General features: G+C 68.3%; 13 protein-coding genes. 7 read left to right on the top strand and 6 right to left on the bottom strand.

From position 1 onward, the window contains the following. The first annotated feature begins 154 nt into the window (after positions 1-154). Both gcvA and K7G19_RS08605 read left to right on the top strand, forming a co-directional pair. The gene (gene gcvA / locus K7G19_RS08610) at positions 155-1,078 is read left to right on the top strand and encodes a transcriptional regulator GcvA (RefSeq protein WP_226106839.1); all 924 of its coding nucleotides are present in this window, start codon (positions 155-157) and stop codon (positions 1,076-1,078) included. Positions 1,079-1,107: 29 nt separating this feature from the next. Continuing rightward, positions 1,108-1,890 (top strand): SDR family oxidoreductase, encoded by a 783-nt coding sequence (locus tag K7G19_RS08605; RefSeq protein ID WP_226106838.1) that lies wholly within the window; start codon positions 1,108-1,110, stop codon positions 1,888-1,890. A gap of 12 nt (positions 1,891-1,902) precedes the next feature. Here K7G19_RS08605 and K7G19_RS08600 read toward each other — a convergent pair whose 3' ends face one another. Beyond that, positions 1,903-2,829 (bottom strand): LysR family transcriptional regulator, encoded by a 927-nt coding sequence (locus K7G19_RS08600; RefSeq protein ID WP_226106837.1) that lies wholly within the window; start codon positions 2,827-2,829, stop codon positions 1,903-1,905. Between the two features lie 337 nt (positions 2,830-3,166). Here K7G19_RS08600 and K7G19_RS08595 point away from each other — a divergent pair, with 337 nt between their 5' ends. The 4 genes from K7G19_RS08595 (at position 3,167) to K7G19_RS08580 (ending at position 7,632) form a co-directional block, all read left to right on the top strand. After that, the gene (locus K7G19_RS08595; RefSeq protein ID WP_226106836.1) at positions 3,167-4,531 is read left to right on the top strand and encodes an acyclic terpene utilization AtuA family protein; all 1,365 of its coding nucleotides are present in this window, start codon (positions 3,167-3,169) and stop codon (positions 4,529-4,531) included. A gap of 2 nt (positions 4,532-4,533) precedes the next feature. Further along, positions 4,534-4,881 carry a hypothetical protein gene (locus K7G19_RS08590; protein WP_226106835.1) on the top strand — a complete coding sequence of 116 codons (348 nt, stop codon included), beginning with the start codon at positions 4,534-4,536 and terminating at the stop codon, positions 4,879-4,881. Positions 4,882-4,987: 106 nt separating this feature from the next. After that, the gene (locus K7G19_RS08585; protein WP_226106834.1) at positions 4,988-6,010 is read left to right on the top strand and encodes a tripartite tricarboxylate transporter substrate binding protein; all 1,023 of its coding nucleotides are present in this window, start codon (positions 4,988-4,990) and stop codon (positions 6,008-6,010) included. A 143-nt stretch (positions 6,011-6,153) separates the two neighbouring features. After that, positions 6,154-7,632, top strand: coding sequence for an AMP nucleosidase (locus K7G19_RS08580; RefSeq protein ID WP_149318505.1), 1,479 nt, complete (start codon positions 6,154-6,156; stop codon positions 7,630-7,632). Between the two features lie 123 nt (positions 7,633-7,755). Here K7G19_RS08580 and leuA read toward each other — a convergent pair whose 3' ends face one another. Further along, the gene (gene leuA, locus K7G19_RS08575; RefSeq protein ID WP_226106832.1) at positions 7,756-9,438 is read right to left on the bottom strand and encodes a 2-isopropylmalate synthase; all 1,683 of its coding nucleotides are present in this window, start codon (positions 9,436-9,438) and stop codon (positions 7,756-7,758) included. A gap of 827 nt (positions 9,439-10,265) precedes the next feature. Here leuA and K7G19_RS08570 point away from each other — a divergent pair. Continuing rightward, positions 10,266-11,474: a hypothetical protein gene (locus K7G19_RS08570; RefSeq protein WP_226106830.1), complete on the top strand. Its 1,209-nt coding sequence runs from the start codon at positions 10,266-10,268 to the stop codon at positions 11,472-11,474. Positions 11,475-11,623: 149 nt separating this feature from the next. On the opposite strand, the gene K7G19_RS08565 is transcribed toward K7G19_RS08570, so the two are convergent. The 4 genes from K7G19_RS08565 to K7G19_RS08550 form a co-directional block, all read right to left on the bottom strand. Continuing rightward, positions 11,624-12,259: an OmpW family protein gene (locus K7G19_RS08565; RefSeq protein WP_370639523.1), complete on the bottom strand. Its 636-nt coding sequence runs from the start codon at positions 12,257-12,259 to the stop codon at positions 11,624-11,626. 214 nt (positions 12,260-12,473) lie between these two features. Further along, entirely contained in the window at positions 12,474-12,857 is a 384-nt protein-coding gene (locus tag K7G19_RS08560; protein WP_226106826.1) for a DUF6587 family protein, read from the bottom strand. 17 nt (positions 12,858-12,874) lie between these two features. Further along, positions 12,875-14,761, bottom strand: a complete 1,887-nt coding sequence (locus K7G19_RS08555) for a ferrous iron transporter B (protein WP_149318502.1) — start codon at positions 14,759-14,761, stop codon at positions 12,875-12,877. 23 nt (positions 14,762-14,784) lie between these two features. After that, positions 14,785-15,099 carry a FeoA family protein gene (locus K7G19_RS08550; RefSeq protein WP_226106823.1) on the bottom strand — a complete coding sequence of 105 codons (315 nt, stop codon included), beginning with the start codon at positions 15,097-15,099 and terminating at the stop codon, positions 14,785-14,787. Between the last annotated feature and the right edge of the window lie 28 nt (positions 15,100-15,127).

Below are 15,127 nucleotides of genomic sequence, written 5' to 3'. Positions count from 1 at the left end.
ATGGTCTGAAGGTCCGATGATACGTGGTGCAGGGCCCGTGCCCGTGCACCACGTTCTCTCTCTGCGCGCCGGCTCGGCGCGACTCCCCGCGCATTGACCCCTCGCCGAGAAACCGGTAGTTTTCGGCCGACCCTCCCATCTCGCCTGAAGATCGATGAATCGCATGCTGCCGGGCACGCGCGCCCTCCGGACCTTCGAAGCGGCGGCGCGGCATCTGAACTTCACCCGCGCGGCCGAAGAGGTTGGCCTGACGCCCGCGGCGGTCAGCTACCAGATCAAGGAAATCGAGGAACAGCTCGGCATCACGCTGTTTACGCGCACCAGCCGCAGCATCCAGCTGACACCCGCCGGCGCGGTCCTGTACGAGGCCACCGCCGATGCGCTCGACAATCTGCGCCGCGCCACCGCGCGCGCCCGGCGCATGGCGCGGGGCGCGACGCATCTTCGGATATCGCTGGAGGCGCGCTTCGCGTCCAACTGGCTGCTGCCTCGGCTGCCGCAATTTCGCGCCGCGAATCCCGGCCTGGAGCTGACCTTCGATATCAGCGAGCAGGTCCGTGATTTCGAGGCCGACGATATCGACGTCGCGATCCGCTTCGGCGCCGGCCACTACGAAGGCGCACGCGCCGAGCGTCTGTTCGGCACGGTGGTGGTACCGATCTGCAGTCCCCGCCTGCTCGAATCCGGCCCCCCGCTGCGCGAGCCGCGCGATCTGCTGCACCACACGCTGTGCCATGTCGATTGCCGGACCGATGGCATCGTCTGGCCGGACTGGCCGATGTGGATGGCGGCGGCCGGCATCAAGAACTTCGACGACAGCCGCTGCATGGCCTTCGCCGATTCCACGCACGTCGTGCAGGCCGTGCTGGACAGCGGCGCCGTCGGCCTGGTCGAACTGCCGATGATCGCCAACGACCTCGCGGCGGGCCGTCTGGTCAGGCTGTTCGACATCGGGGTCAGCGTGGCGCAGGATTATGCGTATCACCTCGTCTATCCGCAGAGCAGCAGCGACGATCCACGCGTTGTGGCGTTTCGCGACTGGCTGATCGAACAAACCAGGCAGACACCACAGGGATAAGCTGGCCTCCCTGCGGTATATTTCCCCGCATGTCCGCGCATACCCCATCCCATTCCTCCTCCCATCCCTTCTCGCTGACCGGCCGCGTGGCGCTGGTTACCGGCGGTGCGCAGGGTCTTGGCATCGCCATCGCGAAAGGCTTGATCGACGCCGGTGCCATCGTGCTGGTGGCCGCACGCAATGCGCAGCGTGTCGAGCAGGCCGTCGCCACGCTCGGTGAGGGCGCCCGTCCGCTGGTGCTCGACATTACCGACGAGACCGCGGTAGCGAACGCGTTCGACAGCATCGACAGCCAATATGGCCGGCTCGACATCCTCGTGAACAACGCCGGCGCGCGCAATCGGCAGACCATGGCCGAGCTCGATACCGGCGATCTGCGCGCGATGATGGAGACCAATCTGGTCGCGCCGTACAACCTGTGCCGGCATGCAGCGATACGCATGCGTCGCGGTGGCTATGGCCGCATCATCAATGTCAGCTCGATCGCGGGGCAGGTGGCGCGGGGCGACGACGTGCTGTATCCCGCCACCAAGGGCGCGCTCGATGCGCTGACGCGCTCGCTATCGGCGGACCTGGGGCGCGATGGCGTCACCGTCAACGCGATTGCGCCGGGGTTCTTCGCCACCGAGCCGAACCAGCCGATGGTCGGCGACGCCGGCGTGAAGGACTGGCTGCAGCGCCGTACCTCGCTGGGCCGCTGGGGCCAGCCGGACGAGATCGCGGGCGCCGCGGTGTTCCTGGCCTCGCCGGCGGCGTCCTATGTCACCGGCCACGTCCTTGCCGTCGACGGCGGCTATCTGGCTCATTTCTGACTCACGTCTGACTCACTTCGGACGCGTCGGCCGCGCGGCATCCTGCGCGCCGCGCCGCTTGCGAAAGTGCGCGTAGACGTAGTCGAGCATCGCGCTGGCCGCGGCCGAATCACCGCGGTCGCGCAGCCGCACCAGGCAGATGTCGCGCACCAGCGATTCCAGCCGCAGCGGCCGGATCGCCAGATTGGGCAGCTGGAACTGGAACAGCGCCAGCGACGGCACCACGGTGACGCCGAGGCCCGCGGCCACGAGCCCGGCCACCGTGGCCAGATGCTCGACCTCCATCACGCCATTGAGCCGCGTCGGATGCAGCGCGGCGTCCAGATGCTGCCGCACGCTGCTGGTGCGCGACAGATGGATGAACGGCAGGCCGGCGAGCGCGGACGGGGCGATGCTGCGGCGCGAGGCCAGCGGATGATCGGCGGGGCAGATCACGTGGAAGGAATCCGCCACCAGCGGCTCGATCTTCAGGTCCGCATCCTGGCTTGGCGCCGGCGCCAGCGCGAAATCGACGCGGCCGCGCCGTACCAGATCGATGCAGCCGTCGGCCAGCACATCGTGCAGCGCCAGCGCGATGCCTGGATAGCGCGCGCGGAAGGCGGCGAGCACCGGCGGCAGATCGCCCGCGGCGATCGACGGCAGCGCCGCGATCGCGACCCGGCCCTTGCGGCGCTCGGCATGGTCGCGCAGGTCGGCGAAGGCGTCCTCGAAATCGGCCAGCAGCCGCTCCGCTACCTCCTCGAAGCGGCGACCCTCGGCACTGAGCTCGACAAAGCGCGTGGTGCGCTCGAACAGCCGCGCGCCGGCCTGTTCCTCCAGCGTGCGGATCAGCGCGCTGAACGCCGACTGCGACAGATGGCAGGCCTGCGCCGCCCGTGTGAAATTGCGCTGCTGGGCCAGTGCGACGAAGGCGCGCAGATGCTTGACGGACAGGTTCATGGCGGCGAAAGGATGGTTGATCGAGGGCGAATGGACGGCGAATGGACGGCGCATGGATGGCGCACGGACGGCAAATGCACGGCGAGCGGGCCGCGAATTGACCACGGATCGGTCGGGAATCGACCACGGACGGACCGCGCATTGATCGGCCGGACCGCTAGATTAATCCAAATAATCCGTTTTTCCGAATTCGCCATCGTGCCTAGAATGCCGGGACCGGCCGCGCATCTGCGCGGTTCCGTATTGGTCTTTGTTGGTCCTTGTTGGTCCTTGTTGGTCCTTGTTGATCCCTGTTGGTCCTGATTCCGACCGTCGACTTCCTGATATCGCGCCCGCCATGGCTTCTTCCCTCTCGATCGGCTCCGGTGCCGGCTTCTCCGGCGATCGCATCGACGCCGCGCTGCCCGTGGTGCGCACGCTGATCGCCGACGGCGGCCCGGCCGCGCTGATCTTCGAAACGCTGGCCGAGCGCACGCTGGCGCTGGCCCACCTGGCCCGGCGCGCCGATCCCGAGCGCGGCTACGAGCCGCTGCTCGACGCCTTGCTGACCCCGGTGCTGGGCCTGTGCCTGGCGCACGGCATTCCGATCATCGGCAATTTCGGCGCGGCCAATCCGCACGGCGCCGCGCGACGCGTGCAGGCGCTGGCGGCCGAACTGGGCCTGCCCAGGCCGCGCGTGGCCGTGGTCGAGGGCGACGATCTGTCCGGCGATGCCGGCCGCGCGCTGCTGTCGGGCCTCCTGGGCGAGGCCTTTCCCGAGCGCCGCTTCGTCTGCGCCAACGCCTATATCGGCGCGCAGGGCATTGCCGATGCGCTCATCGCCGGTGCACAAGTGGTGGTGTGCGGCCGCGTCGCCGACCCGGCCCTGGCGGTCGGCCCGGCGATGGCGCATTTCAAATGGTCCTGGCAGGACTGGGACCGCCTCGCGCGCGCGACCATGGCCGGCCATCTGCTCGAATGCGGTGCGCAGGTGACCGGAGGCTATTTCGCCGATCCCGGCATCAAGGACGTTCCCGACGTCCATGCGCTTGGCTATCCGATCGTGCGACTCGACAGCGATGGCGGCATCGAGATCGGCAAGGCGGCCGGCACCGGCGGCTGCGTCGACCTGCGTACCGTCAAGGAACAGCTGCTGTACGAGGTCCACGACCCCGCCGCCTATCTGACGCCCGACGTGGTGGCCGACATCAGCGCGGTCACGGTCGAGCAGGTCGGTCCGGACCGCGTCGCGGTGCGCAATATCCGCGGCCACGCGCGTCCCGAGCAACTGAAGGCCAACCTGTTTCATGAAGGCGGCTGGATCGCCGAGGGCGAGATCTCCTACGCCGGACCGAACGCCGCGGCGCGCGCGCGCCTGGCCGGCGACATCGTGCGCAAGCGGATGGCGATGCTGGGCATTGAGGCGCCGGTGCGGCTCGACCTGATCGGCGTGCTCAGCGTGCTGGCCGACGATGGCGGCGCATGGCTGTCCGCGCCGCAACCAGATGAAGCGCGAAGCCAGGACGTGCGGCTGCGCGCCGCGCTGGCGCACGAGGACAAGGCCGTGGCAGAGGCGCTGCTGCGCGAGGTCAACGCGCTCTATTGCTGCGGACCTGCCGGCGGCGGCGGCGTGCGCACCGCGCTGCGTCCGCGGCTGAACGCGATGTCCTGCCTGGTGCCGCGCGATGCGGTGTCGCCGCGCCACACGATGATCGAAGGCTGAACATGACGACGTCCGACACCATTGCCCTCTATCGTCTCGCGCACGCCCGCACCGGCGACAAGGGCGACCGCTCGAACATCAGCGTGATCGCCTATGACGAGCGCGATTTCGCGCATCTGCTCGCACACGTGACCGAGGACGCGGTACGCACGCTGTTCCGTCATCGCCGTCCCGCCGCGGCGACGCGCTACGTCGTGCCCAGCCTGCATGCGATGAACTTCGTCCTCGACGGCGTGCTCGACGGCGGCGTCAACGATGCGCTCAATCTCGACGCGCACGGCAAGGCCCTGTCCTTCCTGCTGCTGCAGTTGGAGATTCCCTTGCCGCCGCGCTTGCGCGGAGGCGGCTGACTCGGCGCCACGCATCGGTTCATCCTGACCCGACGACTGGCCTGATCACCGACCTGATCACCGACCTGATAACTGACCTCATAAAACACCCAGAGGAGACCACACCATGCCATCCCGATTCCTGCCCGCGGCCGTGCGAACGCAACCGGCGCCGCGCCTGAAGACACTGCTCCCCGCGCTGGCCGCGCTGACGGCATTCGCCGCGCTGGCGCTGCCGTCAGCGCCGGCGCGCGCGGAATTCCCCGACAAGCCGGTCCGTTTCGTCGTGCCCTTCGCCGCCGGCAGCGCCACCGACCAGCTGGCCCGCGCCATCGGCCAGGCGATGACCACCGATGCGAAGGTCACCGTGGTGGTCGACAACAAGCCGGGCGCCAACGGCTTCATCGCGGCCTCCGACGTCGCCAAGGCCGCGCCGGACGGCTATACGGTGCTGATCACGACCAACACCACGCACGCGGCCAACGAGCATCTGTTCAAGAAGCTGCCCTACGATCCGGTCAAGGATTTCACGCCGATCACCGCGCTGGGCAAGGGCGGGCAGATCATGGTGGTCAACCCGCAATTGCCGGTGAAGACCGTGGGCGAGTTCATCGCGCTGGCCAAGCAGCAGCCGGGCAAGCTGAGCTTCGGCAGCGGCAGCTCGTCGTCGCGCATCGCCGGCGAACTGTTCCAGCAGATGGCGCAGGTCCAGCTGCTGCACGTGCCCTACAAGAGCAATCCGCTGGCGGTCACCGACCTGCTCGGCAACCAGATCCAGATGATGATCACCGATACCGCGACCGGCCTGCCGCAGGTCAAGAGCGGCAAGCTGCGCGCGCTCGGCGTGTCCGGCAAGACCCGTTCGCCGCTGGCACCGGATGTGCCGACCATCGACGAGGCGGGCGTCAAGGGCTACGAGATGAGCTACTGGTTCGCGGCGTACACGCCGGCGGGCACGCCGCAGCCGGTGGTCGCGAAGCTGAACGAGCTGCTCGTCAAGGCGGCGCGCAGCCAGACCGCAAGCAACTTCTATCGCAGCACCGGCACCGAGATCTTTACCAGCACGCCGGCCGAACTGGCGGCCTTCCAGCAGCAGGAATCGGCCAAATGGGGGCGCATCATCCGCGCCGCCAATATCCAGCCGGAATAAGGCGGGCGAACAAGCCGGCGAAGTGAGCCGAGGAAATAAGCCGGCAGCCGCTCCCGCATTCGCTGGAGCGGCATCGCGATGGTTTGCCGGGTCGCCAGCACGGTCATGTGCAGGGCGCGTGCGCTCCGGAGTATGATCGTCGCATGCAAGCCTCGATCTTCTCTTCCGCCCATCCGGCCGACCAGTTGGCCGAGTTCACCGACCCAGAAGCCGCGCTGGCGCGCATCGGCGAGATCTACGACAACGCGGTCGGCGCGGTGCGCGCGCGTTTCGATGCCTTCGCCCGCGGCGAGCCGCTGCCCTCGGCGGCGCATGCCTGTTATCCCTATCTGGGCATCTCGGTCAATATCGAAACGATGGTGACCGACAGCCGGCCGTCGTGGGGCACGGTGGCGTATCCCGGGGTTTATGGCACCACCGTGACGCGGCCCGATCTGTTTGCCGACTACTACCGCGACCAGATCGAACGGCTGATGCGCTATCACCGCGTGCCGGTGGTGGTGGGCACCAGCCGGCGGCCGATTCCGCTGCCCTTCGTGATCGAGGCGTCGACCACCGATATCAGCTACACGCAGGCCCGCGAACTCGAGGCGTCGTTCGTGCTGCCAGAACTGAGCCGCATCGACGACGGGATCGCCAACGGCACCTACGAGCCCGTGCCCGGCGAGGCCTGGCCGCTGTCGCTGTTTCCCGCCGAGCGCGTCGATCTGGCGCTGCAGCGGCTGTACCACTACACCGGCACGGCGCCGCAGCACTTCCAGCGCTTCGTGCTATTCACCAATTACCAGCGCTATGTCGACGAGTTCGTCGCGCTGGGCCGTTCGCTGATGACCAGCGCCGATGGCGACGAGTACATCCGCTTCGTCGAGCCCGGCGATATCGTGCAGAACCACGGCGAGGCCGAGCCCGATCTGGCGCTGTATCCGCGCGCGCTGCCGCAGATGCCGGCCTATCACCTGGTGCGCGAGGACCGGCTCGGGGTCACGCTGGTCAATATCGGCGTCGGCCCGTCGAATGCCAAGACGATGACCGACCATCTGGCGGTGCTGCGCCCGCATTGCTGGCTGATGGTGGGGCATTGCGGCGGCCTGCGCCGCTCGCAGCAGCTTGGCGACTACGTGCTGGCGCACGCCTATGTCCGCGACGACCACGTGCTGGACCAGGACCTGCCGCCATGGGTCCCGGTGCCGCCGATTGCCGAGATCCAGGTCGCGCTGCAGGAAGCGGTAGCGCGGGTGACCGGGCTGTCGGGCAACGAGATGAAGACGCGGATGCGCACCGGCACCGTGGTCTCGACCGACGACCGCAATTGGGAATTGAAGTCCAAGACGCTGTACGCGCGGTTCAACCAGTCGCGCGCGATCGCGATCGACATGGAAAGCGCGACGGTGGCGGCCAACGGCTTCCGCCTGCGCGTGCCCTACGGCACGCTGCTGTGCGTCTCGGACAAGCCGCTGCACGGCGAATTGAAGCTGCGCGGCATGGCCAACGCCTTCTATCGCCAGCGCGTCAGCCAGCATATGACGATCGGGCTCGAAGCGATCCGCATCCTGCGCGAGAACGGCGTCGAGGCGCTGCACTCGCGCAAGCTGCGCAGCTTCGACGAGCCGGCGTTCCGGTGACACGGTGACACGGTGACACGGTGACACGGTGACGCGCGACGCCGCCGGTATCGCTATGGTGTCCCCTCTCCCGTGAGCGGGAGAGGGAAGCCAACCTGCGGTGTCGCAAGGTGCGCGGGTGTCTCAGGCGGCCTGCTGCTCGGCGCCGCTCAGCTGTGCCGCCCGCAAATGCCGATTGATCCCCGACACCACCGCCTTCAACGACGCCGTCACCAGATTCGCGTCGATCCCCGCGCCGAAGCCGGTCGCTGATTCCCCTACCCGTACCTCGACATAGCAGGCCGCGCGCGCATCGGCGCCGGACGATTGCGCGTGTTCGTGGTAGTCCATCACGCGCACCGGCATGCCGAGCGCGCGCACGAAGGCGTCGATCGGACCGTTGCCCTTGCCGCGCACCACGCGCGTGGCGCCATCCTGCACCAGCGTCGCCTCGATCTCGACCTGGTCGTCCGCGCTCGACATCATCCGGTGCGACACGTAGCGCAGCGGCGCATCGACATCGAGATATTCGCGGCGGAACAGTGCGAACAGATCGTCCGCGCTGGCCTCGGCCCCGGTCTCGTCGGTCATGCGCTGCACCGCGCGGCTGAACTCGATCTGCAGCCGGCGCGGCAGATACAGCCCGTGCACCTGTTCGAGCAGATAGGCCATGCCGCCCTTGCCGGACTGGCTGTTGACGCGGATCACCGCGTCATAGCTGCGGCCCAGGTCGGCGGGATCGATCGGCAGGTACGGCACCTCCCAGATGGCATCCGGCCTCTGCTGGGCGAAGCCCTTGCGTATCGCGTCCTGATGCGAGCCCGAGAACGCCGTGAACACCAGATCGCCGGCATAGGGATGGCGCGGATGCACCGGCAGCTGATTGCAATGCTCGACGCACTGGCGCACCTCGTCGATATCGGAGAAGTCCAGCTGCGGATCGACGCCCTGCGTATAGAGGTTCAACGCCAGCGTGACCAGGTCGACGTTGCCGGTGCGCTCGCCGTTGCCGAACAGGCAGCCCTCGACGCGATCGGCACCGGCCATCACGGCCAGCTCGGCCGCCGCCACCGCGGTGCCGCGATCGTTATGCGGGTGGACCGACAGCACGATGTCGGCGCGGCGCGCCAGATGCCGATGCATCCATTCGATCTGGTCGGCAAACACATTGGGCGTGCTGCACTCAACCGTGCTCGGCAGGTTCAGGATCATCGGTCGCGACGGGCCCGGCTCCCAGATGTCGGCGACGGCGTCGCTGACTTCGAGCGCGAAATCGAGCTCGGCCATGCTGAAGGTCTCGGGCGAATACTCGTAGGTCCACGCGGTGCCGGGAATCGCATCGGTCAGTTCGCGGATCAGCCGCGTGCCGGCCAGCGCGATCTCCTTGACCTCGTCGCGGCTCGCGCCGAACACGATGCGGCGAAACGCCGGCGCGATCGGGTTGTACAGATGCACGACCGCACGCGGCGCGCCGCGCAGCGATTCGATGGTGCGGCGGATCAGGTCGTCGCGCGCCTGCGTCAGCACGACGATGGTCACGTCGTCGGGAATGCGGTTCTGCTCGATCAGCATGCGCACGAAGTCGAAATCGGTCTGCGATGCCGACGGAAACGCGACCTCGATCTGCTTGAGGCCGATCTTCACCAGTTGTTCGAAGAAGCGCAGCTTGCTCGCCACGCTCATCGGCTCGATCAGCGCCTGGTTGCCGTCGCGCAGATCGGTGCTCATCCAGACCGGCGCGCGCGTGATGCGCTGGTTCGGCCAGCTGCGATCCGGCAGATCGACGGTGGCGGCGGAGCGGTATTTGACGGCGGGATTGCGCAGCATGAACGGGTCCTCCTCGCGAGGGAATCGCGATAGCGAAAAAAGGCGGGACGCATGGCAAGCGGGCGATCGAATGCCGATCGGGCGCGATCAGGACCGCAATCGAGGCCGATTGCGGCGTGCCAATGCGAACGGAAAAGTGGCGACAGGCTGCCGAACTGCCACGGGGCGCTAGGCCCGGCAACCGATCGGTAGGTCTAGTTGTAGCGAGGAGAGGGCGCAGGCGAGCGCGCGGACCGAGCCGAGGCCATCGATGGCGACCGCACGACGCGCGCGCGCCGACGCGGCGATGCGCAGGGCATCGGCGGCTTGGCGGTGGACGGTCGTTGCAACGGACATCGTGCTGGCTGGTGTGAGTGGTGTCGAGCTTCGATGCGATTCGACGCGATTCGACGAGGCGCTACGGTGTAGCAGCCACAAAGCGTAGTGCATCGAGCGTCGACTCGTCAAGCGCGCACGCTGCGGTGGTGTGACGCCACACCGCGGTCTCGGCCAAATGGATGAGATCGCGCTCCCGGTCTCGTACCTGAACGCGCGCTGCCCCACGCAAACCGCGGCCATCGTCCACCGCCTGGCCGGTACAGCGACGCCGCCGTCGCGCCTAGCCTGAATGGGGACATTGGCCCAGCAAACGGGGAGACATCATGAGAACGGGAACGGGGTCGAAGGCGCTCGCCTGGGTCGCGGCGGCGCTGACAGCGATGGTATTGGCCGCATGCGGCGGAGGCGGCGGCAGCGATGGTGCGGCAGCGGGTCCGAGTTCGGGCTCGGGTTCCGGCGGATCGTCGGGACCCGGGTCCAACGGCTCACCGACAACGGTCAGCTATACCGTGACACTCGGGCAATCGGCGGGACAGGTCGGCGTGGGCCGCACGCTGACGCTGGCCGCCGTCATCGTCGACAGCAATGGCAAGGACGTTACCGCCCAGGGCAGCTACGCGTGGACCTCGTCCGATCCCGCCGTCGCGACGGTGACACCGAGCGCCACCGTCGCCGGTGCCGCGGTCGTGACCGGCATTGCGCCGGGCACCGTCAACGTGCAGGTCGCCGCCACCATCAACGGTGCCGACGGCAAGGCCATCATGCTGCCGGTGCAGACGGCCACGATCACCGTCGCCGCCAGCCACCACTACAGCCTCGCGGTCTCGCATCCGCTGCTGACGCTGGCCAATGGCGAAACGCGGCAGATCCGCGCCACGCTGCTCGATGGCGACGGTATCGATGTGTCGGCCGCCGTGCACGACTGGGCCTGGGCCAGCTCGGCCGCCGGCATCCAGCTCAGTGCCGATCGCGAGCGCGCGACGCTGCACGGCGTCAATCTGTCTACCACCAGCACGGTCGAGGGCACGGTCACCGTCGGCGTGACGGCGCCCAATGGCGTCGCGCTGGCCGCGCGGATCGCCGTCGTGGTGCTGAAGAACGGCAGCTACGCCTACACGCTCGAGCTGCTGCGCAACGGCACGCCGATCGACGCGATCTCGATCCTGAACGGCTATCCGGCCACGCTGTCCGCGCGCGTGATGCGCAGCGACGGCCTTGATGCGACCGCGCAGTTCGACGGCCAATGGTCGTACGCCAGCACCTCGCCGTCGCTGTCGGTCCAGCCCACGGCGAGCGGGCGCGGCTTCACGCTGAACACCAGCCGTCCCAACGGGGCCGATCCGCTGCAGAGCCTGTTGAAGGTCACGGCCACCAGCAACGCCCTCGATGCCACGCCGAGCGCCGGCCTGACGGTGACCGAGCAGCCGACCTGGGCGCTGGTCTACGACGGTCCGCAACCGCTGCGCATCGCGACGATGCCGCCGCTGCCGATCCCGGTCACCGCGACCGTCAGGCATCGCGGCAACGCGCTGACCTTCCTCGAATGCGAGGCGTGGGACTGGCAGCAGGCCGGCAATATCGCCGTGACCCCGGCCACGCATCCGGGCCAGGTCGGCGTGACGCCGTTGACCCCGGGCGACTTCTCGCTGACCGCGAGCTGCAGCGTCAGGAAGACCGGGCAACGGTTGTCGGTGACGATCGCGGGCACCGCAATCTGATGCGCGCGCAGTTGGCGCGCAACCAGCGCGCCATGCCGCGCCATGCGAAACGCCCCCATGGCGACAAGCCGTGGGGGCGTTCTATCGGTCCAGATCAGAGGCAGCGAGAGACGAGCGTACCCGTTTCTGCGTGCCAATGGGACCGGCCCTCAGAACCGATATCCGACACCGACGCTGAACAGCCACGGGTCCAGCTTGACCTCCGACACCTTGGCGCCGGCCGCCTTCACATCGCTGGAGAGCCACACCTTCTTGATGTCCGCATTCAGGTACCAGTGGCGCGTCAGCCGGTAGTCCATGCCGATCTGCAGCGCGGGCGCGATGCTCCAGCGGTCCAGCGACAGCGTATTGCCGGCGAGATCCGCGCCCCAGATCCGCGTGAAGTTCAGCCCCGCGCCGACATAGGGCCGGAAGGTGGCGTGCGGCAGGAAGTGGTACTGCACCAGCAGCGTCGGCGGCAGATGCTTGAACGTGCCGATCCGATTGCCGTCGAGATGGACGTCGTGCTTCTGCGGAATGGTCAGCACCAGTTCCGCGGCGATATGCGGCGTGAAGAAATAGGTGACGTCCAGCTCGGGGATCCACTTGTTGTTGACGCCGATCCGGTCCGAGGCGCCGGCGCCGCCGACGGGGTCGGACTTCTGCGCAAAGTCGAGATAGGTGCCGCGCAGGCGGATCATCCAGTTGCCTTCGGGCTGGGTGACGGCCGCAGTGCCAGCTGCGGCGCCGGTTGCCGTGTTGGTTGCAGCGTCGGCCGCGTTGGCGTGCAGCGGCGGCAAGGCCATCATGACGGCCGCCGCGGCGACCGTTGCCAATCGGGTACGAGGAGATTGCATCGGGCTCATGTTGTGATCGACAGGACTGGGAAAGACCCCATGCCGAGTGTGCCCGTGGTGCCTGCGGACCCGTTTGACCTAAAGCAAAGGGCCAGCAAAAGCTGGCCCTCTCTACTATGGCGTGCGGCTGCGGTGTGCGGCTGCGGCGTGCTGCTACGACGTGCTACCGCGCGCTGTCGTGTATCTCCCCCTGGCCCTTGCCCTGCGGCTTGCGCACGATGCGGATCGGCTTCTCGTGCGCGGACGGGGCGGGGCTGGACGCATTGCCCAACGTATTGCCCGATGTATTGCCGGATGTATTGCTGTCGCAGCTGTTGCAGCCCCCGCTGTCGCAACCGGTGGCGCAGCCGGCCGCTACCGCCTGCGGCGCCAGCCGTGCCACCAGCCGCGCGCGCCATCCGCGTGCCTGCGCGCCGCCCAGGCTGGCGGCCAGCGCGGCCTTGGCGCGCTCGCGCGTGCGCGGCATGTAGCGCGCCGCCACCGACAGCGCGCACACCAGCACGATCAGCGGCACCAGCACGGATTCGACGGCGTGATAGAGCGACATGATGGTTTCCGGCTGCCTCAGCTGAACAGCAGCGCCACGCGATACGTGACGAACGCCGCCAGATAGCCCAGGCCCGCGAGATAGAGCGTGGAGGCGGCCATCACCTTCCACGAGTTGGTCTCGCGGCGGATCACGGCCAGTGTCGAGATGCACTGCGGCGCGAACACGAACCACGCCAGCAGCGCCAGCGCGGTGGCCAGCGACCACTGCGCGGCGATCATCGGCGCGAGCTGCGCCGCCACCGTGTCCTCGCTGCCCGACAGTGCGTAGACGGTCGCCAGCGCGCCGACCGCCACTTCGCGCGCGGCCAGGCCCGGCACCAGCGCGATACAGATCTGCCAGTTGAAGCCGACCGGCGCGAATACCTTCTCCAGCGCGTGGCCGATCATGCCGGCGAAGCTGTAGTCGATCGGCGGCAGCGTCGCGCCTTCGGGCGGGGACGGGAAGGTGGCCAGGAACCACAGCAGCACCGTCAGCGTCAGGATCACCTTGCCCACGCGCGACAGGAAGATGCGGGCGCGCTCCCACAGCCCGATCGCGACGTCGCGCGGATTCGGAATGCGGTAGGCCGGCAGTTCCATCAGCAGCGGATGCTCGGTGCGGTCACGGCGGAAGAACTTCAGCGCATAGGCGACCACCAGCGCGCTGACAATGCCGGCCACATACAGGGCGAACAGCACCAGCCCTTGCAGGTTGAACACGCCCATCACCGTGTCCGCCGGAATGAAGGCGCCGATCAGCAGCGCATAGACCGGCAGCCGTGCCGAGCAGGTCATCAACGGCGCGACCAGGATCGTGGTCAGCCGGTCGCGCGGGTCCTGGATCGTGCGGGTCGCCATGATGCCGGGAATCGCACAGGCGAAGCTCGACAGCAGCGGGATGAACGAGCGGCCCGACAGCCCCGCGCCCATCATCAGCCGATCGAGCAGGAAGGCCGCGCGCGGCAGATAGCCCGATTCCTCCAGCGTCAGGATGAACAGGAACAGGATCAGGATCTGCGGCAGGAACACCACCACGCTGCCCAGGCCGGCGATCAGGCCGTCGACGATCAGGCTGCGCAGCAGTCCATCGGGCAGCAGGCCGCCGACCAGTTCGCCGGCATAGGCCACGCCGCCCTCGATGCTCTCCATCAGCGGCTCGGCCCACGAGAACACGGCCTGGAACATCAGGAACAGCAGCACGGCGAGGATCGCCAGGCCGAACACCGGATGCAGCACCACGCGGTCGATACGGTCTTCGAGGCTCGCCGATGCGGTCGGCATCGTCACCGCCGCGTCGAGCAGGCGCTTGACCTCGGCATGCGTGTCGAAGTCGTCGGCCGGGGCCGGAGGAGGCGGCGGGGCCGACGGCAGCGCGCCGTCGAGCACCGACAGCAGCGCGGCGGCGCCACCGCGCCGCACGGCGACCGTCTGCACCACCGGCACGCCCAGCGCGGCGGCCAGCTTGTCGCGGTCGATGCGGATACCGCGGCGTTCGGCCGCGTCGCTCATATTGAGCACCACCACCATCGGCAGGCCGAGGCGGCGCAGTTCCAGCACGAAACGCAGGTGCAGCCGCAGATTGGTGGCATCGACCACCGACACCAGCAGGTCGGGCACGGCCTCGCCGGGGCGGTTGCCCATGCAGACGTCGCGCGTGATGGCTTCGTCCAGGCTCGTCGCGTGCAGGCTGTAGGCGCCCGGCAGATCGAGGATGCGGACCTGCCGGCCGGACGGCGCGACGAAATAGCCTTCCTTGCGCTCGACCGTGACGCCGGCGTAGTTGGCCACCTTCTGGCGGCTGCCGGTCAGCCGGTTGAACAGCGCGGTCTTGCCGCAATTGGGGTTGCCGACCAGCGCGACGCGCAGCGGCGCCTGCGCGGTGGCGGCGGAAGCGGGAGTGGCGGGAGAAGTAGCGACGGACATGGCGTAATTCGAATCGGTCCGCTTCATGCGGTACCGGCTGTATCGGCGGTATTGCCTGCAGCAGCCGTATTGCTCGCAGCGGCCGGATTGGCGGTGCGGGCGCCCTCGGGCTGCACCGTCACGCGGGCGGCTTCGGCGCGGCGCAGCGCGAAGCGCGTGCTGCCGACCTGGGCGACCAGCGGGTCCTTGCCGAACGGGCCGAAGGTAATGATCTGCACGGCCTCGCCGGGCACGAAGCCGAGTTCGCGCAGGCGTCGGGCGATGGGATCGTTCGGGGTGCTGTCGTCGACCGACAGTACGATGGCCGCGGTGCGCCGCGGCAAGTCTGACAAGCGCATGTGCTTTGGTCCCGCGGGCGGGTTGCCG

The organism is Cupriavidus sp. DB3, from assembly GCF_020418465.1.
GTDB classification, from domain to species: Bacteria; Pseudomonadota; Gammaproteobacteria; order Burkholderiales; family Burkholderiaceae; genus Cupriavidus; species Cupriavidus cauae.
Note: the sequence above shows the minus strand (reverse complement) of the source record. Positions and strands in the feature narration are given on the sequence as shown.

Excerpts from the sequence above, each read along its gene's own strand:
- K7G19_RS08605 (WP_226106838.1), top strand. The coding sequence starts at position 1,108 with ATGTCCGCGCATACCCCATCCCATTCCTCCTCCCATCCCTTCTCGCTG.
- leuA (WP_226106832.1), bottom strand. The coding sequence starts at position 9,438 with ATGCTGCGCAATCCCGCCGTCAAATACCGCTCCGCCGCCACCGTCGAT.
- K7G19_RS08585 (WP_226106834.1), top strand. The coding sequence starts at position 4,988 with ATGCCATCCCGATTCCTGCCCGCGGCCGTGCGAACGCAACCGGCGCCG.
- K7G19_RS08600 (WP_226106837.1), bottom strand. The coding sequence starts at position 2,829 with ATGAACCTGTCCGTCAAGCATCTGCGCGCCTTCGTCGCACTGGCCCAG.
- K7G19_RS08590 (WP_226106835.1), top strand. The coding sequence starts at position 4,534 with ATGACGACGTCCGACACCATTGCCCTCTATCGTCTCGCGCACGCCCGC.
- K7G19_RS08595 (WP_226106836.1), top strand. The coding sequence starts at position 3,167 with ATGGCTTCTTCCCTCTCGATCGGCTCCGGTGCCGGCTTCTCCGGCGAT.
- K7G19_RS08550 (WP_226106823.1), bottom strand. The coding sequence starts at position 15,099 with ATGCGCTTGTCAGACTTGCCGCGGCGCACCGCGGCCATCGTACTGTCG.
- gcvA (WP_226106839.1), top strand. The coding sequence starts at position 155 with ATGAATCGCATGCTGCCGGGCACGCGCGCCCTCCGGACCTTCGAAGCG.
- K7G19_RS08565 (WP_370639523.1), bottom strand. The coding sequence starts at position 12,259 with ATGGCCTTGCCGCCGCTGCACGCCAACGCGGCCGACGCTGCAACCAAC.
- K7G19_RS08580 (WP_149318505.1), top strand. The coding sequence starts at position 6,154 with ATGCAAGCCTCGATCTTCTCTTCCGCCCATCCGGCCGACCAGTTGGCC.
- K7G19_RS08555 (WP_149318502.1), bottom strand. The coding sequence starts at position 14,761 with ATGTCCGTCGCTACTTCTCCCGCCACTCCCGCTTCCGCCGCCACCGCG.
- K7G19_RS08560 (WP_226106826.1), bottom strand. The coding sequence starts at position 12,857 with ATGTCGCTCTATCACGCCGTCGAATCCGTGCTGGTGCCGCTGATCGTG.